This is a genomic window from Natronobiforma cellulositropha, assembly GCF_025629245.1.
Taxonomy (GTDB): Archaea; Halobacteriota; Halobacteria; order Halobacteriales; family Natrialbaceae; genus Natronobiforma; species Natronobiforma cellulositropha.
Genome location: NZ_JANZXN010000015.1, coordinates 193,734 through 219,787 on the forward strand (window position 1 = coordinate 193,734; position 26,054 = coordinate 219,787).

Genomic DNA, 26,054 nt, shown 5'->3' on the forward strand with positions numbered 1-26,054 from the left:
CTACCGGCTGTACCGTTCCTGGCGTGCGACCTGTACGCGCGTGTCGTCGACTTCGGCGTAGACCGTCCGTCCGTCGCGTTCGAACGTGACCTCACCCGCCGAAAACCGCGCGTCCTGGTTCGGTATCAACGCGGCCGCAGGCTCGCTCTCACCGTCTGCGACGACGAGGAAGAACGCACCCTCGTGGGGGACGACGGTGACGTTCTGTCCGGCGAGGACGACGTCGGCCTGGGCTGGTTCAGAGGTGAACACGTGCTGGTACGGGTCGTCACCGGCACGCAGCCACACCTGGTAGGCGGTGTCCCCACCCGTGGCCGACCAGCCCTGTCGGACCGCAGTCACGGGTTCACGCCAGCCGAGACCGCCGAGCTGTATCTGTGACGAGCCCGAGTGAGCCAGCCGTTGCTCGGAGATCGCGTCCATCCAGATGTTTCGCTCCTCGCTCCAGACGATGACGCCGCCGGTCTCGACGGTCGTATCCTGGCCGAACGCTTCGATATCGACCACGGAGATGAGTTCGTTCTCGACCCCCTCGGCGTAGGTGACCGAGTAGTCGCCGACCGTGATCGCCTCCTCACCCGGACTCGACTCGCCGTCGAGAACGAACATGTTGACCGGTATCGAGGGACCGACCAGGAGCGCGAGCACGACGGTGACGGCGAGCAACACGACACCCCGACGGCTCGTCGTCGCGAGCGAGGTAGTGACCGACGAGCGCGACCGGGACCCGTCCCAGCGTTTCGCTCCCGTCGCGACGCTCCCACTCGCGCTGCCGACGACCATGTCGTAGATCCGCTCGTGAGTCCGGCGGCGCTCGCCCTCGAAGGGGAGACCCAACTCGAGGCTGCGACGCGTCGAGGCGGGGACGTTCCGGTGGAGGAGACGCCGTCTGATCGAACGCGGGACGAGTGGGCGGTTCGAACTCACGACGGCGAGCGTGAGCACCAGCGCGAGGGCGACGACGATGGCAACGCCGGGTCCCTGAAAGAGAATGTACTCGTCGCCGCCACCGAACCAGTAGATCGCCCAGAGCGACTTCGCGAACGCGAACAGGACGATCGCGACCCAGAGTCTGAGCGGATCCTGGCGGAGTCCACGCCGGTGAAAAATCGCGATGGCACACACGAAGCCGATGAAGAAGCCGAGCGCGTGACCCTGAATCGCGATGGTCGCCCACGACGGGGCGGAGGGCGGGCGCGCCTGTGCGGTCTGGGTGAGAATCGGCTCACCGAGCGCCCGGTAGATCGTACTCAGCGCCCCCTGCGCCGTCGTCGTCGCGACGAGCGTCGTGATCGGATAGCGGACGATGGCGAACCCGGCGAAGGCGTAGACGACGCTCGAGAATCCGATCACGGGACCGAGTGCGAACACGGAGGTCAAGAGCCCGATACAGACGACCGCGGCCGGGAAGACGACGAGTGCGCGGACCCACGGCCGGTGGTAGAATCGAGACGGTGCGTGACGGTCGCGCTCGCGCGGGTAGTGACCCCAGGCGTACTCGGCGATCGGTGCGGCCATCGCCGTCCCGATCAGGTTCCCCGTCAGGTGGCCCGCACTGTCGTGTGCGAACGATCCGGTGAGTATCCCGAGCGGGTAGAAGTACGACCACGCCCGGAACGGAATCGTCACCGGTCGAGACCAGTCGGTCAGCCCATCCTGTACCAGCAGGTAAAACGAGAGGACGAACCCGATGACGACGAGCGTCCCCCAGGGCACCCCCATCACCAGTCGGTCACTGGCGATATCGGGCCAGCGCCTCGAGTGACCCAGCGTCAGGTACCGTATCGCACCGACCGACAGCACGAGCGTCACGACGACCAGCCCCGCGAGAACCGCAGACGAAGAGAGCATATATCCGACGTTCGGAGGGAAGCGTATAGTCGTTTCTGCCCCGTTCGCCGCGCCGTCTACGACTCGTCGCGGCCGGCCCGTGGCCGTCGTGCGCTGGGCGTCCCCCGTCCGTTCGCTCGGATAGCGTGGGTCAGTGGCCGAGCAAACGCAACACGATACCGAGAACGACGCCCGAGAGACCGACGAGTATCCCGGCACCGGGGAGCACCGGAATCGGGAGCAGGCCGATACCGAGCACGATGGCGAGGACGATGACGACCGTCGAGAGACGAACCATACGTCACCAACACCACGCCGGAGTGTAGCGATTGGGCTTGCAACGGATCGAGACGCGGCCGGCGGGTGTCGGCGTCGCGGCTATCACAATCTTTTCGTCCCCCTGATGCGTTGCTCTCGAGTGTGATCCCCAGGACGAACGCTCGAGGAATCCTCGCACTCGCGCTGGTGACAGGCATCGTCCACGCCGTCGCGGCGCTCTGGCTATCGGGCGTCGTCCGTGGTCGCCCGGTCGGTGCACTCACCCCGGCGACCTCGGAGGAACTCGCGTTCTTCGCGGTGACCGTCGGCGGACTCGTCGCGCTCGGAGCCACACCGGTCGTCCTGCGCGCTCGGTTCGGTCTCGTCACGCCAGCGCTCGCGCTGGTGACGCTCTTCGTCGCCGCGTTTCTTACGAGTTGGCGCCGCTTCGAGACCGCTCGAGCCGCCGGCGCGTCGTCGATCGATCTCTCCGCCGACTCGCTGTTCGGCCCGCTCTGGGTCGTCCCGCTGGTGATCGTGCTCGTCGTCGGCGGTCTCGAGTTCGTCGTCCGCCGGCGCGTCCGTTCCACAGCCGCCTGAGATATAGTAACAACTGCAACGATTCACACACTGATCGCCGACCCGTCTGGCGATCGGGAGTGCACTGACTTGCAGTGGCGACTATACCAGCCGCTTCGAAAGGTACAAGCGAGCGAACACCACAGAGTGGTGTATGGAGCTACGGGTCACCGAGAGCAGCGAGAACGAGCTGTCGATCGAGATCGGCGGCGAGGACCACACGTTCATGAACGTGTTGAAGGGCGCACTCCTCGAGCACGACGACGTGAGCGCCGCAACCTACGACATGAACCCAGAACAGTCCGGCGGCCAGACGGACCCGATCCTGACGGTCAAGACCATCGACGGCGTCGACCCGCTCGACGCGCTCGAGGCTGGCGCGGCGACGGTTCGTGAGAAGACGAGCGCGCTCCGCGAGGCGTTCGAGGCGGCCTAGCGTCCGTCGGGTTCAGCAGACGAGGTAGTAGACGAAGACCGTCCCGTCGGGTTCAGCAGACGAGGTAGTAGACGAAGACCGTCCCGTCGGGTTCAGCAGACGAGGTAGTAGACGAAGACCGTCCCGTCGGGACCGACGTGGACGTCGAGGGCTTCGGTGCGTGCGTCGGTCACCGACGCGGGCGTCGAACCGGCGAGCGACTCCGTGATTTCTGTGGCGAGTGCCGCTTCGTTCTCGAAGGCAGTGATCGACTCCGAGAGCGGGCCGAGCTGGCCGCCGACGATCGTCGAGCGCGAACACGAGAGGTCGAACTCGCGCGTACTCGGGTCGCTCGGGCGCTCGTCGCCGTAGTGTTCGACGACGTCCTGGTGGTTCGCGTAGGCCGCCAGATCACCGAGTCCGCCTCCGTAGCTTCTCTCGGCGTCACTCCCCCGTTCGGTCTCGAGTCGCTCGTGGACTTCCTCTCCGACGAGCACCAGGTCGATGCCCGCCGACACGTCGCCGTCACCGGGGACGTCGGAGACGGTGGGTGTCCCGATGCCGGGGATGACCGACGGGGAGACGACGCCGGTGACGAAGAGACCGACGACGAGCGCGAAGACGAGGATGATCGGCGCGTAGGGTCTCGCCACCTCGAGCCAGCTCGGAGCGGCGAGGTCGCTCTCGATGTCCTCGTAGCTCTGTTCGACCTTCTCCAGGTCGTGTTCGCCACAGCGCGAACAGGGCGGGTTGTTCTTGACGTGCTGGCGGCCGCAGTTCGAGCACACCCACATGTACTGGGTGCCGGTGTCGACCGTCTCGAACTCCTGTTCGCGGACGACCGCCTCCTCGAAGGTGCCGTGGCCGCAGCTATCGCAGGGCGGGTCGTTCGATTCGTGTGGTTTTCCACACCAGGTACACCGCCACTTCACGCCTGAACACTCGGCTGACGGAAGAAAAGCCTAGCGAAACCCCCACTCAGAACCGGACCGGAACGTCTCGCTCGTCGAGGTAGGACTTCACGTCGGCGATGGAGTACTCGTCGAAGTGAAAGATCGAGGCCGCGAGTCCGGCGTCGGCGTTCGCCTCGGTGAACACCTCGTGCATGTGCTCGGGACCGCCACAGCCGGAGGAGGCGATCACGGGCGTGTCGACGACGTCACAGACGGCACTCGTCAACGGAATGTCGTAGCCGTCTTTCGTTCCGTCCTTGTCGATGGAGTTGACGAACAACTCACCCGCACCGCGGGACTCCGCCTCGGCGGCCCACTCGAGGACGTCGATGCCCGTCCCTTCGCGTCCGCCCTTCTTGGTACACTCGAACCAGCAGGACTCGCCGTCGACCTGCGTGTAGTGTTCGCCGTCCTCGTCGAAGCGCCGTCGGGCGTCGACGCTGATGACGATACACTGACTGCCGAAGGCGCGCGCCCCTTCGTTGACGAGTTCGGGACGCTCGAGTGCGCCGGTGGTGATCGAGACCTTGTCCGCGCCCGCGCGCAGCGTCTCCTTGATGTCCTCGGTCGTCCGGATGCCGCCGCCAACGGTCAACGGAATGAACACCTCGTCTGCGACCTGTGAGACCACGTCGAGCATCGTCTCCCGGCCGTCTGCGGATGCGGTGATGTCGAGGAAGACGAACTCGTCGGCACCCGCCTCGTTGTACGCTCGAGCCATCTCGACCGGATCGCCGGTGTACTTCAGATCCTCGAAGTGGACGCCGGTGTAGACCGCCGGATTCCCGTCGTCGTCTAGGTCGACGTCGATACAGGGGATGATTCGCTTCGTGAGCATTTCCTACCCGTCGGTTGGTGCGAGGGGTGTTTCACCGTTTCGACCGGGACCATCCACCCGGAACGGAGGGCATCGGCGCAGTCTCGAGTACTGACCGGCCGACGTGGTAGCGGGAAAGTGGTCAGCCACGACGTACTCTCCGTCTCTCGGTACGTTTATCAGGCGATGCACTGACTACCCGATATGAGCGTCAGGCGTGAGTTCTGGTCCATCTATCGGGAGGCGCTACCGATCCTGCTGGTCGCCCTCGGCGGTGGACTCTTCGCCGGGTTGGTACTCGAGTCGATCATCGAGAGCGTCCAGCGGTTTCCCGGTATCCTCGTGATGGTTCCCGTCTTCCTCGCGACGCGGGGGAACGTCTACGGCGCGCTCGGCGGCCGGATCGCGAGCGGTCTCCACCAGGGGTTGATCCCACCGGAGTTCGAACGAAACGACCGCCTCGTCAACGCGGTCGTCGCCTCGTTCATCAACGGCATCGGCATCTCGATCGTGATCGGCGTCATCACCTGGATCGCCCTCCTTGCACTGGGCCGTGAGGCGGCCGCACTCTACGAACTCGTCGGCATCATGCTGATCGCTGGCGTACTGACCTCGGTCGTCATGATCGTCGGTTTACTCGCGCTGGTCTTCACCGGCTACAAGCGTGGCTACGACCCCGACAACCTCATCGGACCGATCGTCACCACCTTGGGCGACATCTTCGGCATGCTGTTCATGCTGTTCGCCATCCTGCTCGTCGGGGTGATCGTCCCATGATAACCCCACAGGACTCGCTCGGTAGCTGGGACACCAGGCGCATCGTCAGGAACATGTTCCCCCTGCTGGTCGTCCTCTCGGCGATCGTGCTCGTGGCAGGGATCACGCTCGAGGAGGCCGAAGAGATGCTCGACCGCTACGGTCTCCTCGCGGTCATGGTCCCGACGATGGTCGACATGGGTGGCAACCTCGGTGCCATCCTGAGTTCCCGGCTCTCGACGCGATTCCACCTCGGGACGACCGACCTGGACCCGCGAGACCGTGCGCTGTGGATCGACATTGCGGCGGTCATCGCCCTCGCAGCGACTATCTTCACCGCGCTCGCCATCGGTGCCTACGCGATCGGCGTGGTACTCGGCTCTGATCTCACCCTGTCGACGTTGCTGGTCATCTCACTGGTCAGCGGCATGTCTGTCGCCGTCATCGCCGTCGTGTTCAGCTTCGCCGCCACCTACGCCTCCTACCGTCTGGGAGTCGACCCCGACGACACCACGATTCCGATCGTCACGAACGTCGTCGACGTCTGTGGAATGCTCATCTTCATCGGCGTCTCGGCGGCCGTCTTGGGCTTCTGAGCGGCGCTCGGCACCGACCCGTCTAGCAGCGCTTAAGTGACCGCCAGCGATACGCTCGAGTATGGCAGACCCTGTAGACGAACCCGAAGACGCCCACGGGGACGAAGAGATCGATCCCGTCCACGACCAGGACTCGGCGGCGACCGTCGGCCACGATATCGACGAGGGACGAACCACGGCACCGATGAGCGAGTTCACTACTCGAGCGGCCGGTCTCGGTGCGCTCGTGCTCGCGGTCGGTCTCGTCGTCGCCTTCGCGATTCCGGTCCTCGCTACCTTCTGAAAGAAGTACGGTCGATCCGCGAACTACGTGGTCCTCACTGCTCGCCGCGAAGTTCGTTCACGTGATCGATGCGCTGCTGGACGAGGTCGGCTTTCCCGATGTCGTGGCGCATGTGCAGTCCCTCCTCACCGGCGACCGAGAGTGCGTCTTCGGCGATCTCTTCGGCCTCGGCGATGGTGTCGGCCACGCCGACGACGGCGAACGACCGCGAGGTCGTCGTGTAGATGCCGTCGTCGCGCTCGTCGACGCTGGCGTAGTACAGCAGGGCGTCGCCGGCGCTCTCCTCGTCGACCTCGACGCGCGCCCCGGCGTTCGGGTCGTCCGGGTAGCCCTCGGGAACGGCGTACTTACAGACCGTCGCCTGGTCTGTGAACGCGAGCGCTGGTGGGGCGTCTCCGTCGCGTGCGGCGACGAGCACGTCGAGGAACTCGGTCTCGAGCGTCGGTAGGGTGTTCATCGCTTCGGGGTCACCGAAGCGGGCGTTGTACTCGATGACCTTCGGTCCCTCGGCGGTGAGCATGAACTGGCCGTAGAGGATGCCCTTGTAGCCCTCGAGCGCGTCGACGGTCGCCTCGATGATCGAGACGGCCTCCTCGTAGTCGGTCTCGGTCATGAAGGGCAGTTCGCGAGTCGCGTCGGTGTAGCTCCCCATGCCGCCGGTGTTCGGCCCGACGTCGCCCTCGTAGGCGCGCTTGTGGTCCTGTACGGCAGGTGCGGTCTCGAACGCGCCGTTGGCGACGAACGCCTGGACGGTGAACTCCTCGCCGATCAGACGTTCCTCTAAGACGATGGTCTCGTAGTCGGACTCGCGAATGTAGGCTTTGCCCTCCTCCGGGGTGACCTGCTCGCCGATGACCTTGACGCCCTTCCCACCCGTGAGTCCGGCGGGCTTGATGACGAGGTCGCCGTCGTAGGCGTCGATGTAGTCACACGCCGCCTCCGGGTCGTCGAAGGTCTCGTAGTCCGGACAGCCCGGAACCCCGTGTTCGGTCATGAACCGTCGCTGGAAGGCCTTGTCCGTCTCGATCCGCGCGAGGTCCTTCTCGGGTCCAAACGCGTAGACTCCCGCCTGCTCGAGGGCGTCGACGACACCGGCGGCCAGCGGCGCTTCGGGACCGACGACCGCGATGGTCGCGTCGATCCGCTGGGCGTACTCGACGACCGCCTCCGGGTCGGTCGTCTCGAGCGTCTCGAACTCGGTGACCAGGCCCGCGATACCGGGGTTCTTGTTCTCCGCGCAGGCGTACAGATCGACGTCGCTGTCGGCGAGTGCGCGCGCGATCGCGTGTTCGCGCCCGCCGCCGCCGAGTAGTAGCACGATCTCTCGCATGGTCGAAACCGGTACGTACGGACGGGTAAACGTTCCTTTTTTGCGCCCGGTCGACGCGTGTGACTCGACCGGCCTCGCGACGAGACGCCCGCTGTCGACGCGAACGAGCGGGCTCGAGCGGCAATTCGTGTAAGTGTAGAGGTAGATTTACGGTGTGGGTATACAAAGGAGGCGACATGAGACGTCGAACGGCAGTGGCCGCTCTCGTCTGTATCGTGCTAGTCCTCCAGGCGTTCACACCGCTCGCACTCGCCGCAGAACCGACGGCGCTCGAGCAGTCCGGGGCGAGCGCCCCACCCGCATTCGACGACGAGGCGGCGAGTGCGTTCGACGCCCTCGTCGAGGAAGCGATGGCTGACTACGAGATCGCCGGTGCGAGCGCGTCGGTGGTCGAGGGCGGCGAACTCGTCCACGCGGCGGGCTACGGCTACGCGGACGCCGACACGGGTGAGGCGGTCGACCCCGACGAGACGCTCTTTCGCGTCGGCTCGGTGGCGAAACTGCCCATCTGGACCGCGATCGTCCAGGGTACCGAGGACGGGACGCTCTCGCTCGAGGACGAGGTCGGCGACCACGTCGACGGCTTCGAGGCGGAGGGCGTCACGCTCGAGCACCTCGGCACGCACAGCGCGGGCTACGAGGACCGTCTCGAGGGCCTGTTCGTCAGGGAGTACGAGGAGGCGGCCGACTGGGAGGCGAAACTCGAGCGCGAGATGCCGCGGCAGGTCCGCCCAGCGGGTGAGACCATCGCCTACTCGAACCACGGGAGCGCGCTCGCCGGATTAGTCGTCCAGGAAGCCAACGGCGAACCCTACGAGCGCTACCTCGAACGGGAGGTGTTCGAGCCGCTCGAGATGACACACACGACGTTCGACCAGCCGGTTCCGGACGAGGTTGGGACGGTCTCGAAAGGGCACGTTCCCCTCGGCGACGGCTACCACACCGACGAGTACGTGGTCGTCGGCGTCCCACCCGCCGGCTCGATGAGCGCGAGTGCGACGGATATGGCCAACTTCATGAGCGCCACACTCGAGGGTGGTGCGTTCGGCGACGAGCGGATCCTCGAGTCCGCGTCGGTCGACGCGATGCTCGAGGAACGGGCGAGCCACCACCCCTCGCTCAACGGTGTCGGCTACGGCTACATGCAGATGGACCGCGGCGGCGAGCGCATCGTCGGCCACACCGGCGGGACGGAGTACTTCCACACGCTGCTGGCGCTCTTCCCGGAGCACGACACCGGCGTCTTCGTGAGCTTCAACTCACCCGGCGGGACCGCAGCGCTCGTCGACGTGCTCGACGGCTTCGTCGAGGACCACCTCGGTGGGTCGGTTGGACCCGACGAGACGCTCGAGACCCACCCCGGCTTCGAGGAGCGTGCCGACGCCTACGAGGGCGAGTACCGGACGACCCGCTTCGTCACCACCCACGAGAAACTCGCCGGTCTCGGCGAGACGATCACCGTCTCGGCGACCGACGACGGTCTCCTCGAGACCTCGTTTCTCGGCGGCGGTGCCGTCACCTGGGTGGAGATCGAACCCGGCGTCTTCGCCCCCGGTCCCGACAACGACCTGTTCGTCTCGGGGCTGGTGATCGAGGACGACCGCCTCTACCTCGACGCACCCTCGCCGCCGTACGAACGCCTCTCGTGGTACGAGCGGACGAGCGTCCAGGGTGGCCTGTTCGCGCTGGCGCTGCTGGCCATCGTCTCGCCGCTGTTCGTCTGGCCGGTCAACGCCTACCGGACGCGCGGCGACGGCCGGCTACGTGACTTCTTCACCCGCGCGAGAGTCGCCGTACTCGCCTGTAGCCTGCTCGCCGTCGTCTACCTCGGCGCCGTCGTCGGGACGCTGCTCGTCGACCCGCTCCAGTTTATCTACGGACTGACCCTCCCGCTTCGGATCGCCCTCGGTCTCGCACTCGTCCTCACGGTCGCGACGGTCGTCGCCGCCGTGACGACGGCGCTCGAGTTGACCGGGAGCCACACGGCCAGCCGCCACTCACGGCTCGCGCGCGTCTACCTCGTCGTCGTCCTCCTCGCGTTCGCCACCTTGCTGTGGCAACTCGAGTACTGGAACGTCCTGCGCGCGGCGCTCTGAGCGGACGCCACCGGGTTGTGGACCACAGCACTCGACAACCACCCGACCGTTATTTTTCGCTCGCCGGTGTGTGTGCTCGCGTGAGCCACCTCGAGTCACCCTCGGTCGACCGCGTCCACGGAGCGCTCGCCGTCGGCTCGTTCCTCCTCGTCGGGGTGTTCAACCTCGTCCTGCTCCTCCTCTGGGGCGCTGACTTCCTCTGGGGGTTCGTCGTGCTCGTCCCCGTCGCGTTCATGTGCGCGCTCGCCTGGGTCGCGTTCGGAGCGGGAACCGACTAGTGCGTCGGCAAGCCCGAACGGATGGAGAGAGCCGAGTGCGGTCGCCCGATTTTCACTCACCAGCTGACGTGGAAGGGGACTAGTCCTCGAGCGCTGGCGCCTCGGTCACGCCGCGTTCGTCGGCGTGCTCGTCGAGCCACTCGTCGTAGGTGTCCCGGTCGACGACGGTCACGTTCGCCCGCATGTGGGCGTGGCGCGCACCGCAGAACTCGGTACAGAACGCGTCGTACTCACCGGTGGTGTGGACGTTGGTCCTGATCGCCGACTCCTGGCCCGGGAAGACGTCCTGTTTGACCCCCAGCTCGGGGATGGCGAGTGAGTGTATCACGTCGTTCGAGGTCATCGACAGCGTGACGTCCTCGTCGGCGGGGAGGACGAGTTCGTTCTGGGTCGTCAGATTCGCCTCGTCGTAGACGAACTGCCACTCCCACTGGTAGGCGACGACCTCGACGAGTTCGTCGTCCTCGGGGACCTCGACCGGGTTCGTCCCGGTTCCCGCGAGTTCCCCGTCGGTCTGGACGCCCGGCGAGAGGTACGGACTCGCGAGCACCGCGTAGGAGGAGACGCCGACGAACAGCAGGATGATCGCCGTCGCCGCCGTCCAGGTGATCTCGAGTGGCGGATCTTCGGCCGTCGGCTGTGGGTCGTCGTTGTCCCGAAAGCGCACGACCGAGTAGGCGAGGATGACCAGCACGAACAGCGTCAGCGGGAGCGCCACGTAGAGCAACTGGAGGTAGAGACTGTCGATCAGGTCGCGGTTGACCGACTGGGCGGCGACCGGCGTCGTCGCGAGTACGAAGGCGGCGAGCGTACAGAGGGCGAGCGAGGCACGACGGGCGTCCATCGAACCGTCTCACCACGCCGAGCGGCAAATAGCCCCCGTGAGTACTCGAGAACTACCACAGCCGGTGTCACTCGGGTTTCATACCACCGTCCGTCGTAGGAGTTCGCTCGATGACGGGCCAGCGACCCACTCGAGTCACAGCCAGGCGACCGGGCGGCCGCCGCCCCTCAGAGGAGGGGTGTCCGTGAGCGTCGATCCGACACTGTTGCGCGTCGGCCTGTTCGTCGCGATTCTGGGAGGGTGTCTGGCGGTCGCCGCTCGAGCGCGCGAGCACGACGCCAGCGTCCGACCCGATGGCGGCGCACACGCCCGCAGAGACCTCTCACTCGAGGTCGCCTCGCTGAAGCGGGGGGTGAAACGCTGGCTGACGACGACGAACCACCGCGACATCGGCTTGCTCTACATCGCCTTCGGGACGACGGCCGCGCTGTGGGGCGGCATCGACGGGATGATGATCCGCACCGAGTTGCTGGTGCCCGCGGCGTCGGTCTGGAACGAACCAACCTACAACGAGCTGTTCACCGCCCACGGCATCACGATGCTCTTCTTCTTCGTCACACCGGTGTTCTTCGGCATCGGCAACTACTTCTTACCCTTACTGATTGGCGCGGACGACATGGCGTTCCCCCGCCTGAACGCCATCGGCTTCTGGCTGTTGCCGCCGTCGCTGTTGCTCGCTCGAGCGGGCCTGCTCTCTGAGGTGACGGCGAAGACGCTGGGCTTTTTCGTCGGCGAGAACCCGGTGGTTCGCTTCTTCGGGGCACTGAGCGAACCGGCGCTGGGGTGGACGCTCTACGTGCCGCTGTCGACACAGATGGCGAACCCACAGATCGACCTGCTCTTGCTCGGGCTGCACCTGAGCGGCATCGCGACGACGCTCGCAGCGATCAACTTCGTCGTCACGGTCGTCTACGAGCGTGGCGAGGGCGTCACCTGGGCGAACCTCGACATCTTCTCGTGGACGATGCTCACCACGAGCGGTCTCGTGATCTTCGCGTTTCCGATCCTCGGCAGCGCCATCGTGATGTTGCTCTTGGATCGGAACGTCGGGACGACCTTCTACGCGGCCGAAGGTGGTGGCCCGCTGCTCTGGCAGCACCTGTTCTGGTTCTTCGGCCATCCCGAGGTCTACATCATCTTCCTGCCAGCGGCGGGGCTGATGAGTCTCATCCTCCCGAAGTTCTGCGGCCGGAAACTCTTCGGCTACCAGTTCGTCGTCTACTCGACGCTCGCCATCGGCGTCCTCAGCTTCGGCGTCTGGGTCCACCACATGTTCATGACCGGCATCGACCCGCGCATCCGCGCCGGGTTCATGGTCACCACCATCGCGGTCGCGATTCCGAGCGCCATCAAGGTGTTCAACTGGATGACCACCATCTGGGACGGCTCAGTCCGCCTCACTGCGCCGATGATCCTCTGTGTGAGTGCCATCGCCACGTTCGTCATCGCCGGCGTCACCGGCATCTTTCTCGCGTCGATTCCGATCAACATCCAGTACAACGGGACCTACTACGTCGTCGGCCACTTCCACCTGATCGTGATGGGGATCATCCCCTTCATGATGGTCGCCGCGAGCTACTACTGGTATCCGATCATCACCGGCCGGCTGTTCGACCGGCGGCTCGCACGCTTCCAGGCGACGCTGCTCGTCGTCGGCTCGACGATCACGTTCACGACGCTCGTGATCCTCGGCCTGTTCGAACTGCCGCGGCGCATCGCGGCCTACCCCGCAGTCTACGCCCCGCTCCAGCAGGTCGCGACGATCGGTGCCTACCTCGTCGGCATCAGCGTCCTCCTCTGGCTGTACAACATGCTCTGGTCGTACTGGGCCGGTCCACCCGTCGAAGATGCTGACGTCTGGAACCTCAAAGCAACCGAGCAGTTCACCCGCGAGTGGCAGTGGTTCGAAGCCAGACTCGAGCGGGAGTACGGCATCGAGCCGACCGAGCCAGCGACGGTGCGCCCCTCCTCGACGGCCGTCCCCGGCGAGGGGAGTCCCGCGATCTCGACGCAGTTTCGCCCCATCGTGAGCAAGGTGGCCGAGAACACGCTCGTCGGCGCGCTCGGCGGGCTGGTCGGCACCCTCCTCATGACCGGCGTCCTCTCGAGCGGGGCAGTCATCGGCGTCTTCGACGTCGCCGCCTTCGCAGACCTGGCGGGACTGATCGGATTGCCCCAGGACCCACTCGTCGGCTACCTCGTCTTCCTGGCCGGCGGCATGACGCTCTGGCCGTTGCTGTTCGTGACCATCGCCAGATACATTCCCGGGCGGACGCAGATCACGCGCGGACTCTGGTTCGCGACCATCGTCGTCGCCGGCTTCCTCCTCGCGTTCTACACCGGCCAGACCGGGCTCGAACTCGTCGGCTACGTCGCCTTCTCGATCCTGGGCCACTGGGCGTACGGACTGGGGCTGGGTCTCACCCTCCAGTACGCCATCTACAACTGGGACGTGGAGGTGTGATCGCGTGAGCGACCGAACGGAACGACCGGCGACCGGACCGAACCGGGAGCGAGACGGGCGACCGACGAGACGGACGGACGCCTCGAGCGACGGCGAGGAGCCACCGATCGGTTCACGGCTGTTCACCTACGTCGTTCCGTTCGTCGCCGCACTCTTTCTCGCGCTCGGCATCGCCGGTGCCGTCACCGGGTCGTGGGCGCTCGTCCAGCCAGCGATCGACGGCTGTGACCGGCCGGCCATCGGCGTCGACACGGTCGAGGAGACCGACGAGCGCCTCGCCACCTCGACACCCGCCCTCGAGACGCTCACCCTCGACGACCTCACCGACGCCGAGCAGCGGGCGTTCGAGGAGGCGCTCGAGGACGTCCACCGCGAGGGAACGGTCGACGGTGAGACGGCGAACCTGGCGGCGTTCGAGCGTGGGGTGCTCGTGAGCGACGGCGAGGACGAGCGCTACGTGACGCTCGTCTCTGCGAGTCGCTGTCTCAGCGTCGACCCGCTCGTGTTACCGCTCGGCGTCGTCTCGCTGCTCGTCGGTCTCGGCGGCTTCGTCGTCGTCGCGTTCCTCAACTACCCCGAGAGCTTCTCGCCACGGCTCCGGTGGCCGCCGCGGTGAAGCGACGCGCTCGCGGCGTACTCAGAACGTGATCGCCGCGCCGACGTAGAGCACCGCGACGAGGAAGAGCCACACCGCGTCGACGAAGTGCCAGTAGAGACCGACGGTCGCGACCGAGGTGTCACGCTCCGGGCCGTACGCACCGCGCACTCCTCTGACGAAGACGATACCGATGAGCACGACCCCGAGTGCGACGTGCAGGCCGTGCAGCCCCGTCAGGCCGAAGAACGCGCTCTCGAAGACGCCGCCGGTGACCGCGACGCCCTCGAGGACGACGAACTCGTAGTACTCGAGGACCTGCCCGGCGAGGAAGACGAGACCCAACAGCAGCGTCACGCCCACCCACGCGAGAAACCGCCGGCGTTCGCCACGCTCGAGGGCGTTGTGGCCGGCGTGGAAGGTGAGGCTGCTCGCGACGAGCACGAGCGTGTTGAGCAGGATGAGCGAGCCGATCAGCGGCGGCAGTTCCGCAGGTGGCCAGGTGCCGGCCCGGATGAAGCCGTAGTAGACGAACAGCGCGCCGAAGGTTCCCAGGTCCGTCGCGAGAAAGAGCACCATCGTCGTCACGTGAATGCGGCGCGTCTCGGCGTCGGCCGGTCCGGTGGCGACGCGGGAGAGAAACGCCTCTGAGAGCCAGCCGAATAAGGCGACGGCGGTGAGGATCCCACCGCCGACGGCGACCGCGACGCCGAGTACCGGCGGAACCGTTCCCGCCGCGGAGGCGACGAGCACGAGCGCGACCCCCGCGTAGAGGGTCGCAGCGCCTGCTGCACCGACGACCGGCCAGCTGCTTCGGTGGTGGTCGGTGGCGTCGGGAGGTGAGTCGACGGCGGGTCCGTGGTCGCTAGCAGGTGGTGACGTGATAGGGAACACCTCGGAGTGGCTCACTCGAGTGGCGAGTCGTCTACTGGCTCACCTGCAGGTGCAAAGTAGCTGTCACTGGCGGTCGCTGGGGGATGGAGTCACCAGGACTGGCTGGCTCTGGGGGTAGTTGCAACAGGAGAAAAACGGGCGTCGTGTGCTCGCCCGCTCAGGCGAACGTCTTCGAAATCTGTTCGTCCTCGCTCTCGGCGCTGACCTTCTCCCAGGCGTCGAGGAAGTCGGCCATCCTGATCTCGGTCCGCTCGTCGCGGATGGCGAACATCCCGGCTTCGGTACAGATCGCTTTCACGTCCGCACCGGAGGCGTCGACGGCCTCGGCGGCGAGTTCGGCGAAGTCGACGTCGTCGGCGACGTTCATGTTCCGGGTGTGGATCTGGAAGATGATCTCGCGACCCTCCTCGTTCGGCTTCGGCACCTCGATGAGGCGGTCGAAGCGACCCGGACGGAGGATGGCCCGGTCGAGCATGTCGAAACGGTTGGTGGCGGCGATGATCCGGATCTCACCGCGGTCTTCGAAGCCGTCCATCTCCGAGAGTAGTTGCATCATCGTCCGCTGGACCTCGGCGTCGCCGGAGGTCTTCGACTCCGTCCGCCGGGAGGCGATGGCGTCGATCTCGTCGATGAAGATGACGGCGGGTTCGTGGTCTCTGGCGACCTGGAAGAGATCGCGGACGAGTTTCGCCCCCTCACCGATGAACTTGTGGACCAGTTCCGAGCCAGCCATCTTGATGAAGGTGGCGTCGGTCTGGTTGGCGACGGCCTTCGCGAGCATCGTCTTCCCGGTGCCGGGCGGCCCGTAGAGGAGGACGCCACTCGGCGGGTCGATGCCCACGTCCCGGAACATCTCCGGCTTCTTCAGCGGCATCTCGACGGTCTCTCTGACCTCCTGCATCTGCTCTTCGAGACCGCCGATGTCCTCGTAGCTGACGTCCGGACTCTCGGTGACTTCCATCACGCGAGCGCGAACGTCCGTCTCGTTCGAGAGCGTCTTGACGATGGATAGAGAGTTGTTGACCGCGACGCGCGTATCGGGCACGATATCTGCGCGCATCTCCTCTGTCACCTCCGTCAGCGCCTCCTGGTTGTTGCCGTGTTGTTTGATGATGACGCCTTCGTCGGTCATCTCCTGGACGGTGGCAACGAACAGCGGCGACTGCTTGAGCTTCTTGTTCTCGTGAGTCAGTCGCTCGAGTTTCTGCTGGTACTTGTTGTTCTCTGCGTTCGCGTCGAGGAGTTTGTCCCGCATCTCCTCGTTCTGTGACTCGAGGATGTCCAGGCGATCCTCGAGCGCCCGTATTTTCTCCTGTTGGGACGTCTCCTCGTCGTCGTACGGGAGGTCGACGTCGTCCACAGTGTCGCTCATCATCCCTCCGTAGGTGGTTGCTTCATAAGAGGTTTCGGGTAAGGCAACTCCTAATTTCCCGCCGCCGGTATATTACCACTATGCATAGGTCTAAACAGCAAATATTATTACCCCGTATGGAGTATCCCGTAGCAACGATGAGCGCATCAGAGACGCTACGACAGGACGCCGGGGCGAGGGGTACGTGGGACGACGTCAAGGATCTCCCGCCGAGTGCGAAACTGGTCGCGAAGGTACTCGAGTACAACGATACGATGACCCAACAGGAGATCGCAGAGGAAACCCTCCTCCCGGCGCGGACGGTTCGCTACGCGCTGAACCGTCTCGACGAGGAGAACGTGATCGACTCGCGGTTCTCGTTCTCCGACGCCAGAAAGCGACTCTACTCGCTCGAGATCGAGTCGTAGGTCTCGACTCCGAGATACACTGACGACAGTCACCGCCTTCGCGTTCGGCCGCTCTTCTCACGCGACGCTCGCGGAACCCATTTAGTGACCGGCGGGCAAGGGTCGGGTAGATGACACGGGTGATTCACACCGGCGACACCCACATCGGGTACCAGCAGTACAACGCCCCCGAGCGTCGCCGCGACTTTCTGGACGCGTTTCGCCAGGTCGCGAGCGACGCCGTCGCCGACGACGTCGACGCGGTCGTCCACGCGGGTGACCTCTTCCACGACCGCCGCCCCGGTCTCCTCGACCTCCAGGGGACCGTCGAGGTACTCACGACGCTCGCGAACGCGGGCGTGCCGTTTCTGGCGATCGTCGGCAACCACGAATCGAAACGCGACACCCAGTGGCTCGACCTCTTCGAGGCGCTCGGTCTCGCGACCCGACTCGGCGCCTCCCCGACGGTGGTCGGCGACGTCGCCTTCTACGGACTCGACTTCGTCCCCCGCTCGCGGCGCGAGGACCTCGGCTACGAGTTCGAGAGCGTCCCCGAGACGGCCGACCACGCCGTCCTCGTCGGCCACGGCCTGTTCGAACCGTTCGCCCACGCCGACTGGGATACCGAGACCGTCCTCGAGCGCTCGAGCGTCGAGTTCGACGCCGTCCTCTTAGGTGACAACCACGCACCCGACACCGCAGAGGTCGCCGAGACGTGGGTGACCTACTGTGGATCGACCGAGCGCGCGAGCGCGAGCGAGCGCGACGACCGCGGCTACAACCTCGTCACGTTCGACGAGGAGATCACCATCGCACGACGCGGTCTCGAGACCCGGCCGTTCGTCTTCGTCGACGTCGACCTCGGCACAGCGGAGGGACTCGAACGGATCAGAGAGCGCATCCGCGAGTACGACGTCGAGGACGCGGTCGTGATCGTCACCGTCGACGGCGAAGGCGAGCCGATCACGCAGGCGGCCGTCGAGGAGTTCGCCATCGACCGCGGCGCGCTGATCGCCCGCGTCAACGACCACCGCGAGGTCGACGAGGAGGCGGACCTCTCGGTGAGTTTCGCCGACCCCGACGACGCCGTCCGCGAGCGTCTGGGCGAACTCGGCCTGAGCCAGGCGGCACGGGAGATCGACGAGACGGTCAGAGACCCCACCGTCGCCGACGCAAACGTCCGCGAGACGGTCGAACGCCGGGTCCGCGAGGCGCTCGAGTCGGACGAGGGACGCTTCTCACGCACGCCGGAGCGCGAGACACCGGTGCGGACGGTCGCCGACGAACTCGGCGACGCCGAGTCGGCGTCGGATGAACACGCGAACGCCGAACCCCCCTCGAGCGCTGGCGACGCGTCGACGGCCGACTCGAGCGAACCCGACGTCGACTCGGAGACGGCCACCGACGAGCCGCCGGCCGATCCGGCGGACGACGGCCAGGTCTCGATGGGTGATTTCTCGTGAGAGTCTCCCGCGTCCGCCTCGAGAACTTCAAGTGCTACGGCGAGAGCGACCTCCGACTGCGCGACGGTGTGACGGTCGTCTACGGCGTCAACGGCAGCGGGAAGTCGTCGCTGCTCGAGGCGGTCTTCTTCGCGCTCTACGGTTCGAAGGCGCTCGACGACCGGACGCTCGACGACGTGATCACGACCGGCGAGGAGGAGACCGGCGTCGAACTCTGGTTCAGCCACGACGGCCGTGAGTACCACGTCGAGCGGCGGCTGAAACTGCGCGGCGAGCGCGCGACGACCACGAAGTGCGTCCTCGAGAGCGGTGACGAGACCATCGAAGGCGCGCGAGACGTCCGCCGGGAGATCACCGAGTTGCTGCGCATGGACGCCGACGCGTTCGTCAACTGCGCCTACGTCCGCCAGGGCGAGGTGAACAAACTGATCCACGCCTCCCCGCGCGAGCGCCAGGACATGATCGACGACCTGCTCCAGCTCGGCGCACTCGAGGAGTACCGCGAGCGGGCGAGCGACGCCAGACTCGGGGTGAGAGAGGTTCTCAACGGCCAGCAAGAACTCGTAGACGACGTTCGCTCACAGGTCGAAGCGAAAGAGGAGAGGAATCTCCACGAGCGGCTGAACGCCCGCGAGAGCGAGCGGGCGAAACTGGACGAGAAAATCGACCACTACGAGTCCCAGCGCCGGGAAGCGGAGCGAACCGCCGAAGCGGCGACGACGGTCCTCGAGCGCCACGAGCAGACGCAGGAGGAACTCGCGACGCTCGAGGACGACATCGAGTCGCTCCGAGAGACCATCGGCGAGACCGAGCGCGAACGCGAAACCCTCGAAGAGCGACTCCGAACCCGGCGAGAGCGCCGAGACGAACTCGAGGACGACCGCGACGAGGCGCGCTCGAGCGTCGACCTCGACGGAGCGAGCGTCGAAGAACGCCTCGACGAACTCGAAGCGGAGGACGAAACCCTGCGCGAGCGCCTCGAGGAGTGTCGCCTCGAGATCGAAACCAGCTCACAGTCGCTCGAGCGCCTGCGCGAACGTGCGGACGAACTCGAACGAGAGGGAGCGCAGGCACGCGAAGAGGCGGCCGACCTGGCCGAGACACTCGAAGCCGACGAGGAGACGATCGAACAGCGAGAAGCGACGCTCGCGGAGCTGGACGGCGAGATCGAGCGCGCACGGGCGACGTTCGAGGAGGCACCGGTCGAGTACGGCGAGGCATCGGCGCACCGCGAGACGGTCGATGCGAAGCGAACGGAGGTGGGGTCTACACTGGAGGAGCTGCGAATAGAGATCGAGAAGACGAGTGCGTCGATCGAGGAGGGGGAAACCCTGCTCGCGGCCGGAAAGTGCCCCGAGTGTGGCCAGCCGGTCGAGGACTCGCCGCACGTCGACGTGCTCGAGGAGCGACGTGCCGAACTCGAGACGCTCGAAACGGAGCGAGACGAACGGACGGCGGAACTCGAGGCGGTCGAGGAGCGCCTCGAGCGGGCGGAGGAATTAGTCGAGATCGAGCGCGAGGTCGAGCAACTCGAGACGAACCGGGAGAACGTCGCCCAGTTGCTCGCGGAGAAACGCGAGGCGCTCACAGAGCGGGCGGGCCAGCGCGAGACACTGCTCGAGCGCGCCGACGAACTCGAGGGCGACGCCGAGGAGAAACGCGAGGAGGCGAGCGAACTCGAAGAGACCGTCGCCGAACACAGAGCCGACCTCGGAGCGGTGAACCGCGAGCGCAAAGAACTGAGCGAGAGGCGCGCTGCGCTCGAGCGCGTCCAGGACCTCGAGACGGAGATCGAGACGCTCGACGGTGAGATCGAAGCGATACGCACCCAGCGGGCGAGCAAGGCCGAACTGAACGAGGAGCGACGGACCCGCCTGTCGGAGAAACGGACGCGGGTACGTGACCTCGAAGCCGAGTTCGACGCCGAGCGCATCGAGGAGGCGCGCAACGAGAAGGAGAACGCCGAGAGCTACCTCGAGCGCGTCGGCGCGGAACTCGAGACGCTCGGTGAGCGCCGCGACGAGGTGCAGAACGCCATCGGGGCGATCGAGCGCGAACTCGAGGAACTCGAGGAGCTTCGCGGCCGCCTCGAGCACCTGGGGGCGCGCTGTCAGCGCCTCGAGTCGCTCTACGAGGAGGCCGAGACCCTCCAGGCGACCTACGGCGACCTGCGCGCGGAGTTACGCCGGAAGAACGTCGACACGCTCGAGCGGTTGCTCAACGAGACGTTCGACCTGGTCTACCAGAACGACTCCTACGCCGCGATCGAACTCGACGGCGAGTACCGGCTGACGGTGTATCAGAAAGACGGCGAGGCGCTCGAGCCAGAACAGCTCTCGGGTGGCGAGCGGGCGCTGTTCAACCTGAGCCTGCGGTGTGCGATCTACCGCCTGCTGGCGGAGGGTGTCGAGGGGAGCGCGCCGATGCCGCCGCTGATCCTCGACGAACCGACCGTGTTCCTCGACTCGGGGCACGTGACGCAACTGGTCTCGCTCGTCGAGTCGATGCGCTCCATTGGCGTCGAACAGATCGTCGTCGTCAGCCACGATCAGGAACTGGTCGGTGCGGCCGATCGCCTGGTGAGCGTCGAGAAGGACTCGACGTCGAACCGCTCGCGACTCGCACACGGCGAGCCACCCGAGGCGGCGCTGCTCTCGGCCGAGTGAGTTACGGCGGCCCGTCCGCCGGGTCCCCGCTCTCGTCCGTGTACGCGGGCCGGAGAATCGAGAGGGCGTCCACGAGATCATCGCTGGCCCGGTAGCCGCGCTCGCCAGCGACGGTCGCCTCCTCGAGCAACCCCGCGAGTCGGTACTCGAGCAGGCGGCCGTGGAGGTCGCTCTCACAGTAGTCGTAGCGCTCGAGCAGCGTCCGCGCCGCCAGCGGTCCCCGGTCGGTGAGTTCGATCAGGAGTCCGAGTCCGTCGTCGTCGTGTACCGCCCGCAAGAGCGCTCTGACGGCGGGATCGACTCCGCTGGCTGCGACCTCGAGTGCACTCTCGCCGTCGAGTTCCTCGAGGTCGTCGTTCGGGAGGTAGCGGCGCTCGCCCGTGGCCGGGTCGCGAACGAGTGTGGCGTCGCTCGAGCGTTTACAGACGAAATAGCGGGTGCCGTCGGCGTCGGTGACGAGTCTCATGGCTCGTCGGCGGGACCGTCCGGGTCGCCCGTCTCGGCCGGGCCGTCGGTGTCCTCCCCGTTTCCGGCTTCGCCGGCCGGCTCGGATGGCTCTCCGTCGTCGGTCTCCTCGTCCAGTTGCTCGAGCGAGGCGCTGAACACCCTGATCCGGTACAGCGCGAGTGCGAAGAAGGCGGCGCCGGCGACGACGAGCGCGAGTCCGATGGACTGGTCGTAGCCAGCCGCGAGCAGCACCGCGCCGACGCCGCCGGCCATCACCCCACCCTTGATGCCGAGGACGGCCAACCAGAAGGGGCGCTGGACCTCGGCGGGGACGTCCTCGAGGTCGGCGTCGACCTGCGGGACCGTGAGCGAGTCGGTCTTCGGGTCGTAGAGGTCCTCTTCGGGGTCGTACTCGTCGGGTTCGTGTTCGGTTCGCTCGAACAGCACGTCTACCCGAACGTGGAGTTCGTAGAAAAGGGTTCTCACACGGTGCCTGTGCTCAGGCGAAATCCTCTAACGCGTAGGTCTGGCTGGTCTCCATCCACGCGAGTGGATTCTCCGCGTCGTAGAAGACGACCCCATCTTTCGTCTCGTAGGACTCGATCGTCGCGATGCTCGCAGGTTCGCCGCGTCGAACACTGTCACCCCTCCGGCTATCGTCAGCACGAGTGGACACTTCTATCACCTACCTATGTGCTATGTGTTACCACATTAAATGTCTTATTGCCGGAGGTGTAACAGGTAGCTGACCGGGAAATACGTCATTACCTGCCCGACTGATCGGCGATTGCACGGTGTTTTTAAGCGGCGCACACGAACCCCGACAGCATGACTGACGAGGGGCAACTGGGACTCGAGCGCTTCGCCTCGGGCGGGTCCGACAGCGAGCAACGGCCCGCCGAGGAGGCGGCCGCCGTCGCCGGAAACGGCGGGTCGGCGAGTGGGGACGTCGTCGACGTACTCGAGGAGACCTTACCCGACGCCCAGGGCGAACTCGAGATCGCGGTGATGCAGGTCGATTACACCATCACCGGCCGGGGTGACGACGAACGGCCGATTATTCACGTCTTCGGGCGTACCCCAGACGGGACGCTCGAGCACGTGCAAGTGATCGACTTCAGACCCTACTTCTACGCCCCGACGGCGACGCTCGACGTGAGTGCGCTCGAGCGCGACGACCGGATCACGGGGTGGGAAGAAGCGGGCGCGAACGGCGGCGCTCACGAGAGTATCCGCGGGGAAGCGCTGACGAAGATCTACGGGCGAACACCGCGCGACGTCGGCCAGATCCGAGACGAGTTCGACCACTACGAGGCGGACATCCTCTTTCCGAACCGGTTTCTGATCGACAAAGACGTTCGGAGCGGTATCCGCGTCCCCGACCGGCGTGCCGACGACGGCACCGTGCTCGTCTCCCACGAGGAGGTCGAAGCCGCCCCCGTCGAGGCGGTCCCGCGCGTACTCACCTTCGACATCGAAGTCGAGGACCGCCACGGCTTCCCCGAAGACGGCGAGGAACCGATCGTCTGTCTCACCAGCCACGACTCCGTGCGCGACGAGTACGTCATGTGGCTCTACGAGGCTCCCGAGGGCGACGGCGAGATCCCCGAGGCGATCACCGACTACGAGCCGATTTCCGGCGAGATCTCCGCCGACGTTCGCGCCTTCGCCGACGAGGACGCGATGCTCGAGGCGTTTCTCACCTACATCGAAGAGACCGACCCCGACGTCCTGACTGGCTGGAACTTCGAGGACTTCGACGCGCCGTACTTCCTCGACCGGCTCGAGCGACGCGACGGTCCCCACCACGACTACGACCTGCGGGTCGAGCGCCTCTCGCGCGTCGGCGAGGTCTGGCGCAGTGGCTGGGGCGGACCCGACATCAAAGGCCGGGTCGTCTTCGACCTGCTCTACGCCTACAAGCGGACGGTGTTCAGCGAACTCGACTCCTACCGACTGGACGCCGTCGGCGAGGTCGAACTCGGCGTCGGCAAGGAACGCTACGCGGGCACCATCGGCGACCTCTGGGAGGAGAACCCGACGCGACTGCTCGAGTACAACCTGCGCGACGTCGAACTCTGTGTCGAACTCGACCGCAAACAGGAGATCATCCCCTTCTGGCGCGAGGTGGCGACGTTCGTCGGCTGTAAACTCGAGGACGCGCCGACGCCGGGTGACGCCGTCGACATGTACGTCCTCCACGAGGCTCACGGCCGCTTCGCGCTGCCCTCGAAGGGCCAACAGGAGAGCGGCGAGGAGTACGAGGGCGGGGCGGTGTTCGACCCGATCACGGGCGTCAGAGAGAACGTCACCGTCCTCGACCTGAAGAGTCTGTACCCGATGTGTATGGTGACGGTCAACGCCTCGCCGGAGACGAAAGTCGACCCCGACGACTACGGCGGCGAGACGTTCGTCGCACCGACGGAACCCGAACCCACCCACTTCCGGAAGGAACCGGACGGGGTCATGCGCGAGATGATCACGGAACTGCTCGCCGAACGTGAGGAGAAGAAGACACTTCGAAATCAGCACGAACCCGGCACACCGGAGTACGATCAGTACGACCGTCAGCAAGGAAGTGTCAAAGTAATTATGAATTCTTTATATGGGGTGTCGGGTTGGGATCGCTTCCGCCTCTACGACAAAGAGGCCGCGGCGGCCATCACGGCGACCGGCCGCGAGGTGATCCGCTTTACCGAGCGAGCGGCAACGGAAATCGACTACGAGGTCGCCTACGGCGACACCGACTCGGTCATGCTCGAACTCGGTGGCGAGGTGTCGAAAGCGGAGGCACTCGAGCAGTCGTTCGAGATCGAGGAGTACATCAACGGCCGCTACGGCGACTTCGCAGCCGACGACCTGAACGCCGAGGACCACCGCTTCCAGATCGAGTTCGAGAAGCTCTACCGGCGGTTCTTCCAGGCCGGAACCAAGAAGCGTTACGCCGGTCACATCGTCTGGAAGGAGGGCAAAGACGTCGACGACATCGACATCACCGGCTTCGAGTACAAACGCTCTGACATCGCGCCGATCACCAAAGAGGTCCAACACCGCGTCATCGAGATGATCGTCCGCGAGGGTGACATCGAGGAAGTGAAAACCTACCTCGGCGAGGTCATCGAGAACTTCCAGAACGGCGCGGTGAGTCTCGAGGAGATCGCCATCCCCGGCGGCATCGGCAAACGCCTCGACAACTACGACACCGACACCGCCCACGTGCGCGGGGCGAAGTACGCTAACCGCTTCCTCGGGACGAACTTCGACCGCGGGAGCAAGCCGAAACGCCTCTACCTCGAGCGGGTCGACCCCGGATTCTTCGTCGAACTCGAGGACGAGCAGGGTCTCGACGCCCGCCGAGATCCCGTCTACGGCGCGTTCAAGCGCGACCCGGACGTCATCTGCTTCGAGTACGAAGACCAGATCCCCGAGGCGTTCGCGATCGACTACGAGGTCATGCTCGAGAAGACCCTCCAGGGACCGATCTCGCGGATTCTCGAGGCACTCGGCATCTCCTGGGAGGAGATCAAATCCGGCCAGGAACAGACCGGTCTCGACAGTTTCATGTGAGGTGGCTCTCGAGCCGCTGCATCGGCCGTGGACCGACGGCACTGTGCCGGATGTGACGTGAGCCGGAGAGTGTGAGCCGAGCCACGGTGTCGGTGAGAATCGTTGATGAATAGAAAAAATATTTTTCGTAAACAACACCGTATCCAGTCAGATACGAAACCGTTATCAGGGGGACGACCCTCGTCGTAGACGAGAGAGGTATCCGTACCAATGGCACGTCTACAACTCAAGAATCTACACGCCAGAGTGGCAGAGGACGGTGGTGAGGAGATCCTGCGCGGTGTCGACCTGACAGTCGAGTCGGGCGAGATCCACGCGCTGATGGGACCGAACGGCAGCGGGAAGTCGACGACGGCGAAGATCGTCGCCGGCCACCCCGCCTACGAGGTCACCGAGGGCGAGGTCTTACTCCACCTCGAGGCAGACGAGTTCGGCGACGAACTCGAGATCCCCGAGGACAAACGCACCTGGAACGTCCTCGACCTGGAGCCGAACGAGCGCGCCGCGCTCGGCATCTTCCTCGCGTTCCAGTACCCTGCCGAGATCGACGGGGTGACGATGACGAACTTCCTGCGGACGGCGCTCAACGCCAAGATCGACGAGCGAGAGGAACTGCTCGGCGAGGACGAGGACGACGATGCAGACGCCGACGAGGACGAAGAGACCGCCACACCGTCGCCGATGGAAGGTCCCGTCGACGAGGGCGAGGTCGGTATCGCCGAGTTCCAGCAGCTGCTCACCGAGAAGATGGAGGCGCTCGACATGGACGAGAAGTTCGCCCACCGCTACCTCAACGCGGGCTTCTCCGGCGGGGAGAAGAAACAGAACGAGGTGCTCCAGGCGGCGATCCTCGAGCCATCGATCGCCGTCCTCGACGAGATCGATTCCGGACTCGACATCGACCGATTACAGGACGTCTCGACCGGCATCAACACGCTGCGTGACACCCAGGGCACTGGCATCCTCCAGATCACCCACTACCAGCGCATCCTCGACTACGTCGAACCCGACCACGTCCACATCATGCTCGACGGACAGATCGTCAAGAGCGGCGACGCGAGCCTCGCCGCGGAACTCGAGGACAAGGGCTACGACTGGGTCCGCGAAGAGGTCTACGAGACCGCGTAACCGGATCTAGCTAGGAGAACGGTAATAACGCTACAGC

The 26,054-nt window shown here is 65.6% G+C and carries 25 protein-coding genes; 14 read left to right on the forward strand and 11 right to left on the reverse strand.

Translation table 11 applies throughout. The annotated features are described in order from the left end of the window. Positions 1-1,851, reverse strand: coding sequence for a rhomboid family intramembrane serine protease (locus tag N0B15_RS06635; protein ID WP_263018804.1), 1,851 nt, complete (start codon positions 1,849-1,851; stop codon positions 1-3). A 130-nt stretch (positions 1,852-1,981) separates the two neighbouring features. Next, a complete protein-coding gene (locus N0B15_RS06640; protein WP_263018805.1) occupies positions 1,982-2,128 on the reverse strand; it encodes a hypothetical protein in 147 nt (48 codons plus the stop codon). 122 nt (positions 2,129-2,250) lie between these two features. Here N0B15_RS06640 and N0B15_RS06645 point away from each other — a divergent pair, with 122 nt between their 5' ends. Together N0B15_RS06645 and N0B15_RS06650 are read left to right on the forward strand one after the other, a co-directional pair. Then, entirely contained in the window at positions 2,251-2,688 is a 438-nt protein-coding gene (locus N0B15_RS06645) for a hypothetical protein (protein ID WP_263018806.1), read from the forward strand. Between the two features lie 133 nt (positions 2,689-2,821). Next, positions 2,822-3,103, forward strand: coding sequence for a DNA-directed RNA polymerase subunit L (locus N0B15_RS06650; RefSeq protein WP_263018807.1), 282 nt, complete (start codon positions 2,822-2,824; stop codon positions 3,101-3,103). A gap of 92 nt (positions 3,104-3,195) precedes the next feature. Here the strand turns inward: N0B15_RS06650 and N0B15_RS06655 are convergent, their stop codons facing one another. Further along, positions 3,196-4,014, reverse strand: coding sequence for a hypothetical protein (locus N0B15_RS06655; protein ID WP_263018808.1), 819 nt, complete (start codon positions 4,012-4,014; stop codon positions 3,196-3,198). Between the two features lie 46 nt (positions 4,015-4,060). Then, a complete protein-coding gene (gene hisF / locus N0B15_RS06660) occupies positions 4,061-4,873 on the reverse strand; it encodes an imidazole glycerol phosphate synthase subunit HisF (protein ID WP_263018809.1) in 813 nt (270 codons plus the stop codon). Positions 4,874-5,056: 183 nt separating this feature from the next. Between hisF and N0B15_RS06665 the strand changes: the two genes are divergently transcribed. The 3 genes from N0B15_RS06665 to N0B15_RS06675 all read left to right on the forward strand — a co-directional run bounded on the left by N0B15_RS06665 (position 5,057) and on the right by N0B15_RS06675 (position 6,487). Continuing rightward, positions 5,057-5,629, forward strand: a complete 573-nt coding sequence (locus N0B15_RS06665; protein WP_263018810.1) for a magnesium transporter — start codon at positions 5,057-5,059, stop codon at positions 5,627-5,629. Then, positions 5,626-6,204: a magnesium transporter gene (locus N0B15_RS06670; protein ID WP_263018811.1), complete on the forward strand. Its 579-nt coding sequence runs from the start codon at positions 5,626-5,628 to the stop codon at positions 6,202-6,204. The genes N0B15_RS06665 and N0B15_RS06670 overlap by 4 nt, the downstream gene beginning before the upstream one ends. Positions 6,205-6,265: 61 nt before the next feature. Then, on the forward strand, positions 6,266-6,487 hold the full coding sequence (locus N0B15_RS06675) for a DUF7550 family protein (protein WP_263018813.1): 222 nt from the start codon (positions 6,266-6,268) through the stop codon (positions 6,485-6,487). A 34-nt stretch (positions 6,488-6,521) separates the two neighbouring features. Here the strand turns inward: N0B15_RS06675 and purD are convergent, their stop codons facing one another. Beyond that, the gene (gene purD / locus N0B15_RS06680; protein WP_263018814.1) at positions 6,522-7,817 is read right to left on the reverse strand and encodes a phosphoribosylamine--glycine ligase; all 1,296 of its coding nucleotides are present in this window, start codon (positions 7,815-7,817) and stop codon (positions 6,522-6,524) included. Between the two features lie 176 nt (positions 7,818-7,993). Here purD and N0B15_RS06685 point away from each other — a divergent pair, with 176 nt between their 5' ends. Then, entirely contained in the window at positions 7,994-9,913 is a 1,920-nt protein-coding gene (locus N0B15_RS06685) for a serine hydrolase domain-containing protein (RefSeq protein WP_263018815.1), read from the forward strand. Between the two features lie 80 nt (positions 9,914-9,993). Beyond that, positions 9,994-10,191: a DUF8142 family protein gene (locus N0B15_RS06690; protein WP_263018816.1), complete on the forward strand. Its 198-nt coding sequence runs from the start codon at positions 9,994-9,996 to the stop codon at positions 10,189-10,191. 79 nt (positions 10,192-10,270) lie between these two features. Here the strand turns inward: N0B15_RS06690 and coxB are convergent, their stop codons facing one another. After that, complete coding sequence (coxB, locus tag N0B15_RS06695) at positions 10,271-11,035, reverse strand: cytochrome c oxidase subunit II (protein WP_263018817.1); 765 nt, start codon at positions 11,033-11,035, stop codon at positions 10,271-10,273. 184 nt (positions 11,036-11,219) lie between these two features. On the opposite strand from coxB, the gene N0B15_RS06700 reads away from it, so the two are divergent. Both N0B15_RS06700 and N0B15_RS06705 read left to right on the forward strand, forming a co-directional pair. Further along, the gene (locus tag N0B15_RS06700) at positions 11,220-13,499 is read left to right on the forward strand and encodes a DUF6789 family protein (protein WP_263018819.1); all 2,280 of its coding nucleotides are present in this window, start codon (positions 11,220-11,222) and stop codon (positions 13,497-13,499) included. Between the two features lie 4 nt (positions 13,500-13,503). Then, the gene (locus N0B15_RS06705) at positions 13,504-14,115 is read left to right on the forward strand and encodes a DUF7979 domain-containing protein (protein WP_263018820.1); all 612 of its coding nucleotides are present in this window, start codon (positions 13,504-13,506) and stop codon (positions 14,113-14,115) included. Positions 14,116-14,136: 21 nt separating this feature from the next. Here N0B15_RS06705 and N0B15_RS06710 read toward each other — a convergent pair whose 3' ends face one another. Both N0B15_RS06710 and pan1 read right to left on the reverse strand, forming a co-directional pair. Then, on the reverse strand, positions 14,137-14,988 hold the full coding sequence (locus tag N0B15_RS06710; RefSeq protein ID WP_263018821.1) for a cytochrome c oxidase subunit 3: 852 nt from the start codon (positions 14,986-14,988) through the stop codon (positions 14,137-14,139). 157 nt (positions 14,989-15,145) lie between these two features. After that, a complete protein-coding gene (pan1, locus tag N0B15_RS06715) occupies positions 15,146-16,360 on the reverse strand; it encodes a proteasome-activating nucleotidase Pan1 (RefSeq protein ID WP_263018822.1) in 1,215 nt (404 codons plus the stop codon). A gap of 137 nt (positions 16,361-16,497) precedes the next feature. On the opposite strand from pan1, the gene N0B15_RS06720 reads away from it, so the two are divergent. From N0B15_RS06720 to rad50, 3 genes are all read left to right on the forward strand, one after another. Then, on the forward strand, positions 16,498-16,767 hold the full coding sequence (locus N0B15_RS06720; protein ID WP_263018823.1) for a MarR family transcriptional regulator: 270 nt from the start codon (positions 16,498-16,500) through the stop codon (positions 16,765-16,767). 110 nt (positions 16,768-16,877) lie between these two features. Continuing rightward, entirely contained in the window at positions 16,878-18,209 is a 1,332-nt protein-coding gene (mre11, locus tag N0B15_RS06725) for a DNA double-strand break repair protein Mre11 (protein ID WP_263018825.1), read from the forward strand. Beyond that, positions 18,206-20,875: a DNA double-strand break repair ATPase Rad50 gene (gene rad50 / locus N0B15_RS06730; protein WP_263018827.1), complete on the forward strand. Its 2,670-nt coding sequence runs from the start codon at positions 18,206-18,208 to the stop codon at positions 20,873-20,875. The genes mre11 and rad50 overlap by 4 nt, the downstream gene beginning before the upstream one ends. A gap of 1 nt (position 20,876) precedes the next feature. Here rad50 and N0B15_RS06735 read toward each other — a convergent pair whose 3' ends face one another. The 3 genes from N0B15_RS06735 to N0B15_RS06745 are packed head-to-tail and all read right to left on the reverse strand — an operon-like array spanning position 20,877 to position 22,007. After that, on the reverse strand, positions 20,877-21,341 hold the full coding sequence (locus N0B15_RS06735) for a DUF7346 family protein (RefSeq protein ID WP_263018828.1): 465 nt from the start codon (positions 21,339-21,341) through the stop codon (positions 20,877-20,879). Next, positions 21,338-21,769, reverse strand: coding sequence for a DUF7322 domain-containing protein (locus N0B15_RS06740; RefSeq protein ID WP_263018830.1), 432 nt, complete (start codon positions 21,767-21,769; stop codon positions 21,338-21,340). Before N0B15_RS06740 ends, N0B15_RS06735 begins: the two co-directional genes overlap by 4 nt. 52 nt (positions 21,770-21,821) lie before the next feature. Further along, positions 21,822-22,007, reverse strand: a complete 186-nt coding sequence (locus N0B15_RS06745) for a DUF7331 family protein (RefSeq protein ID WP_263018832.1) — start codon at positions 22,005-22,007, stop codon at positions 21,822-21,824. A gap of 143 nt (positions 22,008-22,150) precedes the next feature. Here N0B15_RS06745 and N0B15_RS06750 point away from each other — a divergent pair, with 143 nt between their 5' ends. Together N0B15_RS06750 and N0B15_RS06755 are read left to right on the forward strand one after the other, a co-directional pair. After that, positions 22,151-24,889: a DNA-directed DNA polymerase gene (locus tag N0B15_RS06750; protein ID WP_263018833.1), complete on the forward strand. Its 2,739-nt coding sequence runs from the start codon at positions 22,151-22,153 to the stop codon at positions 24,887-24,889. A gap of 210 nt (positions 24,890-25,099) precedes the next feature. After that, complete coding sequence (locus N0B15_RS06755) at positions 25,100-26,017, forward strand: ABC transporter ATP-binding protein (protein WP_263018834.1); 918 nt, start codon at positions 25,100-25,102, stop codon at positions 26,015-26,017. Positions 26,018-26,054 lie beyond the last annotated feature (37 nt).